This is a genomic window from Ruegeria sp. BI12 (genome assembly GCF_056537985.1).
Genome location: NZ_JBQFSL010000001.1, coordinates 948,302 through 963,391, shown reverse-complemented (window position 1 = coordinate 963,391; position 15,090 = coordinate 948,302). Strand labels below are relative to the sequence as shown.

The following is a 15,090-nucleotide window of genomic DNA, read 5'->3' as shown; positions in this document are numbered from 1 at the left end:
AAGAAACTACCAGGCGGAGAAGCCTTACTTCTTCGCCTTTTTCTTACCCTTCTTCTTGTCTTTCTTTTTGTCCGATTTGTCGGCCTTTTTCTTGCCGTCCTTTTTGTCTTTCTTCTTATCTTTCTTCGCCTTGGCCTTCACTTTGTCCTTGGCTTTCGAGAAGACTGCTTCCATCTCCTGCAGCTTTTTTGCGGCCTTTTCAGCCTTGGCTTTTGCCTTTGCCTTCTTCTTAGCCTTGGCTGCTGCCAATGCGGCTGCGGCTTTCTCCTCCGCCGCTTTGCGTGCAGCCTCCTCCGCCCGTTTCTCGGCTGCAGCGGCGGCAATGGTCTTGCGCGCCGCGGGTCGGCGCGGCGCAGTTTTTCTGGCAGGCGCGCGGCGCGTTGCTGTTGTCGCAGCAGTCCGCTTGGCCGCAGGCTTAGCGGCAGGCTTGGCCGCCGCGGGTTTTGCCGCCGTCGGTTTAGCCGCTGTCGCCACTTTCGCAGCTGCGATCAAACTGGCCGCGCGGGCTGTGCCGATACGGGGGACTTTGACCAGTGCAGCGGGGGTTGCTTTGGCTACGGCTTCGGCGGTTTTGAAACCATTGGCAGACAACGACTTTGCAAGCCCTTCTCCGACGCCTTTTATTGCGGTCACTGCGGTCATTCTTTGTCCTTTCTGATTTTCCCTGCGTTGTCCTATGTATACTGGATACACTCTCTCACAAGCCTGCGCCCAGAGATGCGGGCCATTTGGTCAATTACTGTGTGCAAGATTACCGGATTGATCCTTTCTGGGAAACGGCACAAGCCGCTTGGCGTCCTCGTCCCACAGTTTCAGGTTCAATGCCGCGACGGCCTCGGGGAATTTAATCCGACGCGGCGTAAATTCTGGCGGAAGGTTATAGTGGCACGCACGCAGCCGGTACGACGGAATGCGGGCATTGAAATGGTGGATGTCATGCAGCGTGATGCAAGCGACCGCATTGTCGAACCACCACCCAAAATCCAACGCGGATGATCCCTGCAGCGCTGCCAGTTTTGGGTCCAGATCCGGGCGACGATCCCAATAAGTGTCCTCGAAATTATGCTGCAGGTAGACCAGAAACACCCCCAGCATCCCGCCCAGCAGCGAAAACACTAACCAAACCAAAATACCTGTTGTGCCTGCGATCAAATACAGAAGGCCAAGAAAAACGATGATCGACAGATTGTGCAGCAAAACGCCTTTGACGCCAAACCGCACCGTATTCTTGGGCCAGCGGTAGCGAATGAAATAGGTGAACAGTGCCCCTGCTGGAACCAGGATGAACGGGTTGCGGTAAAGCCTGTAAAACAAGCGCGTTTTCCAATCAGCCGCGTTCCATTCTCGCAGAGTCATGGTGTGGATTTCGCCGGTTTCGCGATGCTCCAGATTGCCAATACCTGCGTGATGCAGATTATGGTTCTGCTTCATCACTTCGAACGGAGCAAAGGTGAACGGCGACAGCCCGTGCCCGGCCCATTCGTTCTGGGCACGCGTTTCGAACAAAGAGTGATGTCCGCAGTCGTGCTGTAGCACGTAGAGGCGCACCGCAGAAAAGGCAAAGACGATCCCGGCCGGGATCATGACGTACCAGCGATCCACATAGGCAATCGCCAGCGCAAGTGATGTGAAATACACCGCGAAGGTTCCAAAATAGCTAAGCGCGGCCAATCTGTTGTCCTGAACCGCGTAGTGCCTTGTGTATTCCCTCAGATCCATCCAGCCGCTCCCCACGTTGGTTAGGTCCAATGGTTGTCAAAAACGGGTGCGGAAGTTCCGCATGAAATAATATGCGCGCGAAACAGATGCACGCCAGTGAATGCTAGCGCGGGGAAATGGGGCTGTCACGCCCCTCAGACAAAAATGCTGAAAATTGGCGCAGTTACGCGCGGCCTTTGAGATGTTTGGCCAATGCACCCGCGTTTTTCTTGCGGCGTCCCTTGTAGGGGTTCTTGTCCCCCTGGCCGCGCAAAGTTAGACGGATCGGAGTGCCGGGCATATCGAAATCTTCGCGCAGGCCATTGACCAGATACCTCGTATAGCTGGCCGGCATCTTGTCAGGGTGCGAACACATGACCACAAACCCAGGTGGGCGGGTCTTGGCTTGAGTCATATAGCGCAGTTTGATCCGGCGGCCCTGTGGCGCTGGCGGCGGGTGCTGTTCCAGCATTGCCGTCAGCCAACGATTCAACGCAGCTGTCGGAACGCGGCGGTTCCAGACGTCATGCGCACGCAGGATGGCGGCACGCAGACGTTCCAGCCCCCGACCCGTCTTTGCCGAAACCGTCACCAAAGGCGCGCCTCGCAACTGCGGCAGCAAACGCTCGAACGACTCTTTTAGATCCCGCAGCTTTTCTTGCTTGTCTTCTTCAATGTCCCATTTGTTGATGGCGACAACGACAGCGCGGCCTTCACGCTCAGCCAGGTCGGCAATGCGCAGGTCCTGCTGTTCGAACGGAATCGCGGCGTCCAGCAGAACCACCACAACCTCGGCGAACTTCACCGCGCGCAAACCATCCGAAACCGAGAGCTTTTCCAGCTTTTCCTGCACCTTGGCCTTTTTGCGCATCCCGGCGGTATCGAAGATACGCATGGGCGTGCTTTCCCCGTCCGGGTCCGCCCAGTCTAGGCGCAGGCTGATCGCGTCGCGTGTAATCCCGGCTTCGGGGCCGGTCAGCAGACGGTCTTCGCCAACGATCTTGTTGATCAACGTGGATTTACCGGCGTTCGGGCGCCCGACGACAGCCACCTGTAGCGGTTTGGCGGCGGTGATCAGTGGCGTTTCGCCCTCTCCATCCTCGTCCAATTCAATATCAGTCTCCGGGGCATCGTCGACGGCCTTTTCCTCGGCCGCGTCGGCTAACGGCATAAGCTGAGAATAAAGATCCGTCATCCCCTCGCCATGCTCGCCCGACAGGCGAACCGGTTCACCCAGACCCAGATTATAGGCTTCCAGCACGCCGGCGTCCGCCGCGTTTCCTTCGGCCTTGTTGGCAGCAAGGATCACGTGTTTGGAGCGTTTGCGCAGAATCTCGGCAAACATCTCATCGGTTGGTGTGATCCCGACGCGCGCGTCAATCATGAACAGGCAAACATCGGCCATATCCACTGCCCGCTCGGTCAGGCGGCGCATGCGGCCCTGAAGGCTGTCATCGGTTGCGTCCTCGAGGCCTGCAGTGTCAATCACCGTAAAGCGCAGATCACCCAAGCGCCCTTCGCCTTCGCGCAGGTCACGTGTCACGCCGGGTTGGTCGTCGACCAAGGCCAGACGTTTGCCCACAAGGCGATTGAACAGGGTGGATTTGCCCACATTCGGGCGCCCCACGATGGCGAGGGTCAGCGACATGATACTCAACTTTCAAGACTCAGACGCGCCCTTTAGCGCATCTTGTGGTCAACGGAAAGCGTGCAAATCACCTTTGGTCGACACAACGTACAGCGTCTGTCCGGCCACAACCGGCGCCGTCGTCGCGCCACCTGGCACTTCGACGCGGTGAACCAGCGTGCCGTCAACCGGGCTGAAGAACCGAATATAGCCGTCGTTCGAGGCAATAACGATGCGCCCGCCCGCCATGATCGGCCCGTAATGCGCATAGATCGGCCCACGGCGCCCCGGCTTGTCTTTGACAAAGCCCGGCAGGTCCTGCGCCCAGACAATCGCTCCGGTTGCCGCGTCCAGCCGCACCAGTTGGCTGCGGTCGCTAATCAGGAAAATGCTGTTTCCTGCGGCCCAGACCGTATCGACGGCCCCTTCGTCTGCGGTCCAAATCCGTTCGCCGGAATTTGCGTCAAACGCGACCGTGCGCCCGGAATGGTTGCCGATATAAATCTTGTCGCCCACCACCATCGGTCCGCCGGTCACATCGACGATTTGCGCCGCTGCTCGTCCACGACGTCCGCCGGCGACAGAAGCGTTCCAGCGGCGAATACCTCCTCGACGGAACGTCGCTGAGATATCCCCCGAGCCAAAGGCGAATACGGAAAAATCTGATGCGATAACTGGCGCGGGCGCGCCCAAAACGTTGCCGACACTTGGGATGCCCTGAATTTGCCAGGCTATGCGGCCGTCCTTAGTGTTGACTGCCCACCCGGTTTCATCACCGGCGACCAGATACAGCAGCCCGTTGCTGACCAACGGCGCGCCGCTGCCGGTTGCGTTCAACCTCTTTTGCCAGCGAACTGTACCGGTTTTGGCATCCAGCGCTGTCAGTCGGCCATAACCCGAAGAGACATAAAGCACACCATTGTCGTACGCCAAGCCGCCACCGGTGGCGTCCGAGTCGCCATCACTTGGTGGAATCAGATCGGTGTCCCAAACGAGCTGCCCTTGCGGCGACACAGCGGACACCGTTGCCCCTGCATCCAGCGTATAGATCAACCCACCAGCCACAACGGGGTCGGCTGTGATCCGCTGCTTGCGCGAGTCGCCCTTACCGATGGATGCGGACCAGACACGCTGCGGCGTGGTGCGCAACTGTGCGTTGGTCGTACGGAACGCAGCCGTACCCGGGCTTTGCGGCCAACTTGCATTGGCTTTTTGGGCAGGCAAACTGATCGGTTTCGAACCGCGGATTTCCACTGTTTCGGAATCGATAGCGGGACGAATATCTTCACGCGGCCCCGGCAAAATGACTTCGGGCTCGCGACAGGCAGCGACCATGGTCAGGGAAAGGGCTGCCAGCGGCAATCCAATACGGGAGAATAGACTTGCTACCATGATATTCCGAACTCGCCTGTGATTTTTCTTGCCGTCACCAGATCAGCCCTGCTGGGCTACCAGTGGCTCTGGTTCGCCACCAAGTGCCACAATCAACTGAGCTGCACGCTGCTGCAAATCCACGCCAACCTCTGCGTCCTGCCGCAAAGTCTGCAACCGCGTGATGGCCGCTTCAACATTGCCTTCGGACACATCAATCAGGGCCAGTTGTTCCTCGGCCAGCAACCGCAGCGGCGCACCCGGTGCGGCCAGCGCTTCAAATTGAACGCGACGATCGGCTGCCGGCATAGTGTCACTTTGCAAAAGCAGCGCCTTGAACGCTGCGATCGCACGATAAATTTCCGGTAGATCCCCTTGCGATGCAACGGCGTTCAGACTGGCGACCGCATCCGGCTCTGATCCGGCCTCAAGCTGAGAGGCCGACAACAACATGTTGCGAACCGCATCCCCACCCGGCGATTGCGTTTCGACGGCGGCAAGGCTGGCGGCCCGGTCATCCGACTGATTCTGTGCCAGCGCCGCCAGGATTGAATCACCCAAATTCTGCGCCTGACTGGTTGCGCGCGACTTGCGTACTTCGTTGAACGCAGCACCGCCCACGATCAGGACAACCGCAAGCACACCGACCCAACCCCATCTGCGCAACAGCAGAAACAGTCGGTCGCGGCGCACCTCTTCGGTCACCTCATCAATAAAACTGTCGACGTCGCTCATCCCTGCCCTCCGGGGCTGCATCCTTGGTGTATGGCGCCATGTCATACCCCGGCGCAATCGCCAAGCCAAGAGCCCGATTTTCCACAATCCAGCCGGGGGCCTCCGCTCTTGTAGAAAAAATTAAACCGAACTATTCAGTTTAGTGTGGAAACGGTACATAATCGTCCCCACTTTCTAGCATGACCGCCAAATATGACGTGGCAAAGAATTCTGGGAGTTGTCCTGCATGCGCTTGATTTCATTGGCAAACGCCGCTTTGGTGATTGTTATTTTGTTTTTGTTGGTTTTTGAACGAGACACCCTGTTCGCCTTTGCCGGACGCGCTGAAGCCGAGGCCAGCCCCGAAGCTGCCGGCGAATCCGGCGACATAGCGAACGTGAATCAGTCGTTGATTGGCGTAGTTGCCCTTAGGTCAACCGCACGCGAAATTGACAGCGCCGTACTGTTGCGAGGCCAGACCAAGGCCAACCGCCAGGTCGAAGTTCTGGCCGAAACCACTTCGACTGTCATCTCTGAACCCAAACGCAAAGGTACGTTCGTCGAAGCTGGCGATCTCCTGTGCGAGCTGGACCCGGGCACCCGCCCCGCCAGTTTGGCCGAAGCCAAGGCTGCTAAGCTGGAGGCCGAAAGCCGCATTCCAGAAGCCGAAGCCCGTCTGGAAGAAGCACATGCGCGCGTTGCCGAGGCCGAGATCAACCTGACAGCCGCAAACAAGCTGTCCGATTCCGGGTTTGGATCGGAAACACGCAGAATCTCAAGCGAGGCCTCCATGAGGACCGCTGAGGCTGGCATCAAAACTGCTGAAGCCGGCCTTGAGGCCACCCGCGCCGGGATCGAAGCCGCAACGGCCGAAGTCAAAGCAGCGGAACGCGAAATTGACCGCCAGACAATCGAAGCCCCATTCAAAGGCCTTCTGGAAAGCGACACCGCCGAATTGGGCAGCCTGATGCAGCCCGGCTCGCTATGCGCGACCGTTATCCAACTGGACCCGATCAAGCTGGTTGGGTTTGTTCCTGAAACCGAAGTTAACCGAGTGATTGTTGGCTCCGAGGCCAAAGCGCAATTGGTAACCGGTCTGCAAGTCGCCGGTCGCGTGACATTCCTGAGCCGTTCCGCCGATGAAACTACCCGTACCTTCGAGGTCGAGATCACCGTTCCCAACCCGGAACTGGCCATTCGGGACGGTCAGACCGCCGACATCAGCATTTCGGCCGCCGGAGCCAAGGCGCATTTCCTACCGCAATCAGCGCTGACTTTGAACAATAGCGGTCAACTCGGTGTTCGCGTCGTTGGCCAAGGCAACGTGGTCGATTTCCAACCCATTGTTCTTCTGCGTGACACCGCGGAAGGCGTTTGGGTCGGTGGGCTGCTGGAAACTGTGGACATCATCGTTGTCGGGCAGGAATTCGTGACCCGTGGCGTCATCGTCGAGCCTACATATCAGGAAGCCGCGAAATGACCGGAATCGTCAGTTGGGCCGCCGGCCGGGCCAGAATGGTTCTGGCCTTTATCGCTATATCGATTGTGATTGGTGGGTTTGCCTATGTGAACCTGCCGAAAGAAGGCGAACCGGACATCGATATCCCGATGCTGTTCGTATCGGTCCAGTTCCCGGGCATTTCAGCTGAGGACAGCGAAAATCTTCTTGTCAAGCCTATGGAAACCGAGATGGCCGATCTCGACGGGCTGGATAAGATGACAGCAACCGCCGCCGAGGGCTACGCCGGCATCCTGATGGAGTTCGAGTTCGGGTGGGATAAGTCCGCCACCATCGCCGATGTGCGTGACGCGATGAACACTGCCCAGGGCGAGTTCCCCGACGGAGCCGAGCAATACACGATCACCGAGGTCAATTTTTCGGAATTCCCCATTGTAATCGTCAACCTGACAGGGGCGGTCCCGGAACGCACAATGGCGCGCGTCGCCAAGGACTTGCAGGATGACCTCGAGGCCATGGACTCCGTTCTGGAAGCCGGCATCGCGGGCAATCGGGACGAGTTGCTAGAGGTGATCATCGACCCTCTGCGACTTGAGGCGTACAATGTTACCGCAGCTGAACTTATCGACGTAGTTCGCAATAACAACCAATTGATTGCAGCCGGTGAAGTCGAAACGGAACAGGGCGCATTCTCGGTAAAGATCCCATCATCCTTCAAAACTGCGCAGGATGTTTATGATTTGCCAGTCAAGGTTAATGGCGACCGGGTCGTCACAATGGGTGAACTGGCGCAGGTCAACTATACCTTCGAAGACCGCGAAGGGACTGCCCGTTTCAACGGAGAGCAGACCGTCGCGCTGCAGGTGGTAAAGCGCAAGGGTTTTAACCTGATCGACACGGTTGATGGCGTGAAACAGACCATTGCCACCGCACAAGCCAAGTGGCCCGCCGATATGCAGGCGGCCATCCAACTTGGCACCTCAAATGACCAGAGCCGCATTGTCGATTCGATGGTTCGCCAGCTCGAAGGCTCGGTTCTGACCGCTATCGCTCTGGTAATGATCGTTGTTCTGGCTTCGCTTGGGACCCGCGCGGCTCTGCTGGTGGGCTTTGCAATTCCAACCTCATTCCTGCTGTGTTTCGCCTTTCTGGCAATGATCGGGGTCACAATCTCGAACATGGTGATGTTCGGGTTGATCCTGGCCGTGGGGATGCTGGTCGATGGGGCCATCGTTGTCGTGGAGTATGCTGACAAACGCATCAAGGAAGGCGTCGGCCCGATGCATGCGTATGTTGAGGCAGCACAACGGATGTTCTGGCCCATTGTGTCGTCGACCGCGACAACACTCTGTGCCTTCCTACCCATGCTGTTCTGGCCCGGCGTTCCGGGCGAGTTCATGAAGATGCTGCCGATCACGCTGATCTTTGTTTTGTCGGCATCGTTGGTCGTGGCTCTGGTCTATCTGCCGGTTGTGGGTGGCGTCTCGGGGCGGGTGAGCCGCGTGTTTGACCGCACTTCTGACTGGTTGCGCGCCAGAACGGCGTGGTGGGTGCGCGTCATCATGATCCCACCGGTTCTGTATATGATGTTCCTGGGCGCGATGCAGATGGTGAACCCCGATTACCTGATGCCCGGATCGTCCGCTGGCGGTGTGGTATTTGGTGCCCTTTTGCTGATGTTCGGAGCCTTTGGCGGGTCGATCACGCTGAGCGCGGCCAAAATCCAGCGCGCGCCGGACAACCATGTCCACACTGCCCGAGAACATACCAACTTTGGCTACGTGATGAAATTCTTGGTCGGCAATCCGATCATGCCAATTGTTTCCATCTTAGCGATCGGTTTCGCCGTCGTCGCAGTGATGACCGCCTTTGGCAACAACAATCGCGGTGTCGAGTTTTTTGTGGAAACCGAGCCGGAACAGGCCACGGCCTATGTCCGCGCGCGGGGCAACCTCTCGCTGACGGAAAAGGACGCGATGGTTTTGGCCGCCGAAGAGATCATCAGCGCGCATCCTGCGGTCGTAAACGTCTTTGCTTTTGCGGGTGAAGGCGGGTTGAATCAGAACAACGGCGGTGCAGAGGCACCGGCTGATACTGTAGGCCGTGTCCAGTTCGAGATCATCCCGTGGGAGGACCGGCCCAATCTGTCCGAACCGATTTTGGGCGGGTTGCTGGATCGCGAAACCATTGCACCGGAATATGATGGAAACGTGGTTCTGGACGATCTGACCGCTGATCTTGCCAACCTGCCGGGCTTCATCGTTGATATCCAACCACTGGAACAAGGTCCGGCCTCGGCCAAACCGGTTCACCTTCGTATAAAGGCGGACGGCTGGGACGACCTAACCGCGGCCACCGTAGCCGCGAGAGAGGTTTTCGATGAGACCCCGGGTCTGATCAAGATCGAAGACACGCTTCCCCTGCCCGGTATCGACTGGCAGATTGATGTGGATGTCGCAAAAGCGGGACGTTTCGGCGCCGATGTGGCGACCGTTGGCGCGATGGTACAGTTGGTCACGCGCGGGCTGCTGCTGGGAGAAATGCGCCCGGACACCGTGGACGAAGAGATCGAAATCCGCGTCCGCTTGCCCGATGCCGACCGCGTTCTGTCCACGCTGGACACGCTCAAAGTTCGCACGCCAGATGGCCTTGTGCCCCTGTCCAATTTTGTCACGCGCAAACCAGTGGCCAAGCTGGCCGAGATCAACCGGGTCAACCAGCAGCGCTATTACGATGTGAAGGCGGATGTTGAACCGGGTCTAAGCAAGGTTGTCTTGGATAACCCCGATGGCACCGAACAGCGTCTGGCGATCGTGCGGGAGGTGGTAGAAGGAGCTGAACCAACCGGCGCAACGCTCACCGGCCCGAAGGGCAACCTCTATGAACTGGTGACGCTGACAGGTGCAGAAAACATCGACACTGTGCGTGCCGACATTGACTCCGGCGACGCCCGGCTCAGCCTGATCAATCCCAACGAACGCATTGCAGTTCTGACCGAATGGCTGGAAACCGATCCCTTCGCAAACACAGTCAGCTGGGAATGGACCGGAGATCAGGAAGATCAGGCAGAATCAGGGGCGTTTCTTATGAACGCCTTTGCCGGTGCGCTGGGGCTGATGTTCGTGATCCTGCTGGCGCAGTTCAACTCGTTCTACAACTCGGTTCTGGTTCTGCTGGCGGTTGTCCTTTCGACCACCGGTGTTCTGATCGGGATGATGGTCATGCAGCAACCGTTTTCGATCATCATGACCGGGACAGGGATTGTGGCGTTGGCAGGGATTGTGGTGAACAACAACATTGTTCTGATCGATACCTATCAGGAATATAGCCGATATATGCCCCGGATCGAGGCGATCATCCGTACGGCTGAGGCGCGTATTCGTCCGGTTCTTCTGACCACCCTGACCACGATGGCCGGCCTGACACCGATGATGTTCGGATTGTCGCTGGACTTCATCAACGGCGGTTACTCTATCGACAGCCCGACGGCGCTTTGGTGGAAACAACTGGCGACCGCGGTTGTGTTTGGGCTGGGTATCGCAACGGTCCTGACTCTAATCGTAACGCCATCGTTCCTGGCGCTGCGGGTATGGGTTACCACCTATGCTGTTTGGGCGGCCAAAACACTGGCAAGAGCAACCGCGGGTCGTACGAGCCAAATCGCTCAGGATATGGCCGTGGGTCGCGCTGCACGTCAGGTACAGGCCACGGAAGTTGTTTGGGGGGATGAGACACCCACCGCACCTTCACCAGAGGCCGACAAGGACGAGCGTCCTGATCACCCGCCGACATCCCCCCTCAAGGCGGCGGAGTAATGCAAATGGCGAACCACAGGGTTCGCCATTTTCTTTTTAAGACTTAGTCGGTGAATACATACTCACCCAGATCACACAGGTTCAGACCGAAGTCTTCAACCGACGAGCCATCGTCAAACCCGCCCCGAATATCATAAACACAAGTTGTCAGACCATCCGCGATCACAACGTCGATTTCGTAATCGGGTGCCACATAGCCGCCGCTCAGCAAGTTTCCTTCCCAACTATCGGAGGACGCGGGTGAGATATTGAATTCGACCAGATCCGCGCTGGATTCGTTCACCACCAGAAACTCAAGATCCTCGGCAAAGGCCGAAGTCGCCATAAGAACAGCTGCGGTAAACGCTGCTGCTGCACGCTTTTTCATTCGATATTCCTTTGTTTAAAGTCCGGTCCAAATGCCTGGCACCGTGACTTTATTTGAATTGTCACCAACAAAAATGAGCGTCAAATTAAACTTGGGCGAACAACCGCATTTTTTGAGCGCTGTTCTGTTTACGCCTACCTATAGTCCTGCGACTGGGTCAGGCGGCGTCCGCTTGCTGGCGACTCCAAAGCTGTGCATAGCGGCCTTCGCGCTGCAACAGCTCGTCATGAGTGCCTTGCTCCAGGATTTCGCCACGTTCCAGCACGACAATACGGTCCGCTTCAGCAATGGTGCTCAGGCGATGTGCAATCGTCATCACGGTTCGCCCCTCGCCTGCTCGCGCCAAAGCGTCCTTGATGTCCTTTTCGGTATCCGTATCCAGCGCCGAGGTCGCCTCGTCCAACAGCAGGATCGGCGGGTTTTTCAGCAGTGTCCGCGCAATGCCCACCCGTTGCTTTTCGCCGCCCGACAGCTTCAGACCCCGTTCGCCAACCTTGGTGTCGTAGCCTTCGGGCAAGGTCACAATAAAATCGTGGATCTGAGCTGCCTTGGCTGCAGCTTCGACATCGGCCTGAGTAGCTCCATCCCGGCCATAGGCAATGTTGTAGCGGATAGTATCGTTGAACAGCACCGTGTCCTGCGGCACAACGCCGATGGCCGCGTGCAGGCTTTCCAAGGTCACATCGCGCACGTCCTGTCCGTCGATCTTCAACGCGCCACCAGTGACATCGTAAAACCTGAACAGCAAGCGGCCAATTGTAGACTTGCCCGAGCCAGTGGCGCCCACGATTGCGACAGTCTGCCCGGCGGGAACCGTCAGTGACACGCCTTTGAGGATTTCGCGATCCGCATCATAGCCAAAGTGGACATTGTCCAAAGTTACCTCGCCACCATCGATCACAAGATCGGGCGCGTCGGGCTTGTCCTGCACCTCGGTCGGTTGCTCCAGCAGGTCGAACATTTGCCCCATATCGACAAGAGATTGGCGGATTTCCCGATAGACCGTGCCCAAGAAGTTCAGAGGCACAGTGATCTGAATCATATATGCATTGACCATGACGAAGTCCCCAACGGTCAGCGTTCCTTGCTGGACCCCAAGGGCTGCCAGAACCATCACGCCGATCAGCCCGCATGTGATCAGAAAGGACTGGCCGAAATTCAGGAAGGCCAGCGAATAGGCCGTTTTAAGCGCCGCTCCGGCATAGGCCTTCATCGACACATCGTACCGTTCAGCTTCGCGCTGTTCCGCGTTGAAATACTTGACGGTTTCGAAGTTCAGTAGGCTGTCGATTGCACGTTGGTTGGCCTCGGTATCCTGATCGTTCATTTCGCGGCGCAGCTTCACGCGCCATTCGGTCACCGCAAAGGTAAACCAGATGTAAAGCGCGATCGTGACAGCAACGACAACCAGGTACCAGACGTCGAACAACCACATCAGGATGATCGCGACCAGCACCAGTTCCAGGATTAGCGGGCCGATGGAAAACAGCAAAAAGCGCAGTAGGAATTCCACGCCTTTCACGCCGCGCTCAATGATCCGGCTCAGCCCTCCGGTGCGACGCGTCACGTGGTAACGCATGGACAGTTGGTGGATATGCTGGAACGTCTCCAACGCCAGCGCACGCAAGGCTCGCTGCCCAACCGGAGCAAAGGCCGCATCACGAAGCTGTTGGAAGCCGACGGTCATCATCCGCGCGACGCCATACGCCACCGTCAGACCAACAGCACCCAACGCTAGCGGCGGAACACCTTCGCCCGCCAGCCCATCGACCGCGCCTTTGTATAGGATCGGGGTATAGACTGCGATCAGCTTGGCCAGAACCAACATGCCCATCGCCAAGACGACGCGACGTTTTACCCAAGGCTCGTCGTCAGGCCACAGATACGGCGCAACCTTGCGGATCGTGCGCCAGCCAGAGCGGCGTTCCTCGGACGTAGGTAAATCGGCTGAGGTCATTGGGGCTGCTCGTCTCATCACGTACCTGATCTGCGGTCAGAGATAGACCCCGGGCCCGGCAAGGGCCAGAGGGAAAAGTTTATTCCGGGATGGTAAAGATCTGCCCCGGGTAAATCAGGTCCGGATCGCGGATCGCGTTGCGATTGGCCTCGAACAGTTTCACGTACAAGATACCGTCGCCGAACCGGTCACGCGAAATGGCCCAAAGCGTGTCGCCTTCCTGCACGGTGACCGCGCGGATCGGGGGCGTATCCGGTTCGCTTTCGGGCTGGTCACCACCTTCTGCGGCACGCAGAACTTCCAGTGGTTCACGCTTGAACGGCGTTTCAAGGCGGCTGACCACTGTGCCATCCGTTGCGATTTCATCCACGCGCAGGGTGTAGATGCCAGGGTCAATCCCTTCCAACTCGCTGCGCCATTTACCATCATCAACCAGCGGCAGATCGGCGACGAGCTGGTTGTCGAGGTACAGCCGCACCGCAGACCCGTCCGGCACCCGACCTGTCAGTTCAACGTCGCCAGCGTCAGAATACCCGATCGTGTCCAACGCCACCTCAGCCGAGGTATCGGGTGCAGCTGTTGGAGATTGAACCAGTTCAACCCCGTCTTCACCTGAACGCAAAATAGCAACCTGTTGACTTTCATTGCTTTCTTCAGCGACTTGTTGTGCATTTTCCTGGGGCTGATCCTCTGGTTGATCTGCGGGTTCATCCGCCGTTTCGGCGTCACCGGTTGTCGCTGTTTCATCTGTCGATGCGGGCGTCGACGTGTCTTGCGCCTCTGCAGTTTCATCACTGGCGGCGTCACCTGTTTCCAAGGCCGCTATCTGCTCAATCGCCGGTTCCGGTTCAGGCAAGGCTGCAATCAAATAATCGTCCGAACGGACAGTTTGATCCTCACCCGCAGTTTCCAGTGTTAACCCGCGTGCATCATCTGAGAATGGGATCAACAGAAACTCGGCAAACTGACCGGAGTCGTCGACGGTAAAGCTGTGTACCTGCTCACCATCCAGCAAAACGCGGATGTCCGCACCCGGTTCTGCGTTGCCCGAAAGAACGGTATTTCCGTCGGGTTCAACAAAAATCTGGTCCAGAGTCGGTGGTGCGGCAACCGGCTCGGCTTCGGCCGTGTCCTTCGCTGGTACAGAAGTGCCATCAGGCTGATCAATGGTTTCCTGTTCCTGAGCTACCGCGCTCTGATCCTCAGAGGGGGTAGAATTCGCACTGGCTGCTTCCGTGGTCTGGACGGCGGTGTCTTGTTGCGGCACAGCGTCCTGAGGACCAGCACCGAAGATACCGGACAGGTACAACCCACCGGCTCCGACCAGTGCGACGACGCCGGCAATCACCCCCCAGGTGAAAGTTCCGGAACTTTCGCTTCCCGAATTGGAATTCATTCTTTTCCCTTCACTCCGCAGCGCAAGTGCCTTGAGTATAACACATTCTGCCTGACGGTTGAGCCAATCTATCAATCCCGCTATCACGGGTCAAAAGCCCAGATACAAGCCCGGAGAAGCCAACCCATGTCTCAGAAATCTGTCTGTGTGTATTGCGGGTCACGAAATGGCGCGAATCCGGCCTATTCCGAAGCGGCGCAGCACTTCGGAACCCTTTTGGCCGAAGAAGGCTGGCGACTGGTCTACGGTGCCGGAGATGTCGGGCTGATGGGCGAGGTTGCACGTGCCGCGCAATCCGCTGGCGGCGACACGTTCGGCGTCATCCCCGTACATCTTCTGCAACGTGAAGTAGGTAAAACGGATTTGACCCGTTTCGTGGTCACCGAGACGATGCACGAACGTAAGAAGGTCATGATCATGAACGCCGATGCTGTCATCGTCCTGCCCGGCGGTCCGGGGTCGCTGGACGAGTTGTTCGAGGCGCTTACCTGGCGACAGTTGGGCCTGCACGACAAGCCCATTCTAGTCATGAATGTGGATGGGTATTGGGATACGCTGCACGAGTTGTTGCAACAGGTCATCGGCCAAGGCTTTGCCGACGCGTCTCTGTCAGACTTCATCACATGGGTCGACGACCCCAACGCGGCACTGACAGTGCTCAGGAAAGTTCTGAGCTAACGCGGTTG

Annotated in this window: 11 protein-coding genes; 3 read left to right on the top strand and 8 right to left on the bottom strand. The window is 57.8% G+C overall.

Annotated features, from left to right (window positions below):
• Positions 1–24: 24 nt before the first annotated feature.
• The 5 genes from ACR0AK_RS04985 to ACR0AK_RS04965 all read right to left on the bottom strand — a co-directional run bounded on the left by ACR0AK_RS04985 (position 25) and on the right by ACR0AK_RS04965 (position 5,431).
• Positions 25–642, bottom strand: a complete 618-nt coding sequence (locus tag ACR0AK_RS04985; RefSeq protein ID WP_480792578.1) for a helix-hairpin-helix domain-containing protein — start codon at positions 640–642, stop codon at positions 25–27.
• A gap of 90 nt (positions 643–732) precedes the next feature.
• On the bottom strand, positions 733–1,719 hold the full coding sequence (locus ACR0AK_RS04980; RefSeq protein WP_480792577.1) for a fatty acid desaturase: 987 nt from the start codon (positions 1,717–1,719) through the stop codon (positions 733–735).
• A 163-nt stretch (positions 1,720–1,882) separates the two neighbouring features.
• Positions 1,883–3,346 (bottom strand): ribosome biogenesis GTPase Der, encoded by a 1,464-nt coding sequence (der, locus tag ACR0AK_RS04975; protein ID WP_480792576.1) that lies wholly within the window; start codon positions 3,344–3,346, stop codon positions 1,883–1,885.
• A 48-nt stretch (positions 3,347–3,394) separates the two neighbouring features.
• On the bottom strand, positions 3,395–4,717 hold the full coding sequence (locus tag ACR0AK_RS04970; RefSeq protein WP_480792575.1) for a PQQ-like beta-propeller repeat protein: 1,323 nt from the start codon (positions 4,715–4,717) through the stop codon (positions 3,395–3,397).
• 42 nt (positions 4,718–4,759) lie between these two features.
• The gene (locus ACR0AK_RS04965) at positions 4,760–5,431 is read right to left on the bottom strand and encodes a hypothetical protein (protein ID WP_480792574.1); all 672 of its coding nucleotides are present in this window, start codon (positions 5,429–5,431) and stop codon (positions 4,760–4,762) included.
• A 226-nt stretch (positions 5,432–5,657) separates the two neighbouring features.
• Here ACR0AK_RS04965 and ACR0AK_RS04960 point away from each other — a divergent pair, with 226 nt between their 5' ends.
• Complete coding sequence (locus ACR0AK_RS04960; protein WP_480792573.1) at positions 5,658–6,890, top strand: efflux RND transporter periplasmic adaptor subunit; 1,233 nt, start codon at positions 5,658–5,660, stop codon at positions 6,888–6,890.
• A complete protein-coding gene (locus ACR0AK_RS04955) occupies positions 6,887–10,684 on the top strand; it encodes an efflux RND transporter permease subunit (RefSeq protein ID WP_480792572.1) in 3,798 nt (1,265 codons plus the stop codon). The genes ACR0AK_RS04960 and ACR0AK_RS04955 overlap by 4 nt, the downstream gene beginning before the upstream one ends.
• Positions 10,685–10,727: 43 nt before the next feature.
• Here ACR0AK_RS04955 and ACR0AK_RS04950 read toward each other — a convergent pair whose 3' ends face one another.
• From ACR0AK_RS04950 to ACR0AK_RS04940, 3 genes are all read right to left on the bottom strand, one after another.
• Entirely contained in the window at positions 10,728–11,051 is a 324-nt protein-coding gene (locus ACR0AK_RS04950; RefSeq protein WP_170564745.1) for a hypothetical protein, read from the bottom strand.
• A 157-nt stretch (positions 11,052–11,208) separates the two neighbouring features.
• Positions 11,209–13,008 carry an ABCB family ABC transporter ATP-binding protein/permease gene (locus tag ACR0AK_RS04945; protein WP_480792571.1) on the bottom strand — a complete coding sequence of 600 codons (1,800 nt, stop codon included), beginning with the start codon at positions 13,006–13,008 and terminating at the stop codon, positions 11,209–11,211.
• Between the two features lie 79 nt (positions 13,009–13,087).
• A complete protein-coding gene (locus ACR0AK_RS04940; RefSeq protein WP_480792570.1) occupies positions 13,088–14,404 on the bottom strand; it encodes a LysM peptidoglycan-binding domain-containing protein in 1,317 nt (438 codons plus the stop codon).
• 126 nt (positions 14,405–14,530) lie between these two features.
• Here ACR0AK_RS04940 and ACR0AK_RS04935 point away from each other — a divergent pair, with 126 nt between their 5' ends.
• The gene (locus ACR0AK_RS04935) at positions 14,531–15,082 is read left to right on the top strand and encodes an LOG family protein (protein WP_480792569.1); all 552 of its coding nucleotides are present in this window, start codon (positions 14,531–14,533) and stop codon (positions 15,080–15,082) included.
• Positions 15,083–15,090: the final 8 nt, after the last annotated feature.

What these genes read in the sequence shown, in the direction of transcription:
- ACR0AK_RS04985 (WP_480792578.1), bottom strand. Translation starts at nt 642, where the DNA reads ATGACCGCAGTGACCGCAATAAAAGGCGTCGGAGAAGGGCTTGCAAAG.
- ACR0AK_RS04980 (WP_480792577.1), bottom strand. Translation starts at nt 1,719, where the DNA reads ATGGATCTGAGGGAATACACAAGGCACTACGCGGTTCAGGACAACAGA.
- der (WP_480792576.1), bottom strand. Translation starts at nt 3,346, where the DNA reads ATGTCGCTGACCCTCGCCATCGTGGGGCGCCCGAATGTGGGCAAATCC.
- ACR0AK_RS04970 (WP_480792575.1), bottom strand. Translation starts at nt 4,717, where the DNA reads ATGGTAGCAAGTCTATTCTCCCGTATTGGATTGCCGCTGGCAGCCCTT.
- ACR0AK_RS04965 (WP_480792574.1), bottom strand. Translation starts at nt 5,431, where the DNA reads ATGAGCGACGTCGACAGTTTTATTGATGAGGTGACCGAAGAGGTGCGC.
- ACR0AK_RS04960 (WP_480792573.1), top strand. Translation starts at nt 5,658, where the DNA reads ATGCGCTTGATTTCATTGGCAAACGCCGCTTTGGTGATTGTTATTTTG.
- ACR0AK_RS04955 (WP_480792572.1), top strand. Translation starts at nt 6,887, where the DNA reads ATGACCGGAATCGTCAGTTGGGCCGCCGGCCGGGCCAGAATGGTTCTG.
- ACR0AK_RS04950 (WP_170564745.1), bottom strand. Translation starts at nt 11,051, where the DNA reads ATGAAAAAGCGTGCAGCAGCAGCGTTTACCGCAGCTGTTCTTATGGCG.
- ACR0AK_RS04945 (WP_480792571.1), bottom strand. Translation starts at nt 13,008, where the DNA reads ATGACCTCAGCCGATTTACCTACGTCCGAGGAACGCCGCTCTGGCTGG.
- ACR0AK_RS04940 (WP_480792570.1), bottom strand. Translation starts at nt 14,404, where the DNA reads ATGAATTCCAATTCGGGAAGCGAAAGTTCCGGAACTTTCACCTGGGGG.
- ACR0AK_RS04935 (WP_480792569.1), top strand. Translation starts at nt 14,531, where the DNA reads ATGTCTCAGAAATCTGTCTGTGTGTATTGCGGGTCACGAAATGGCGCG.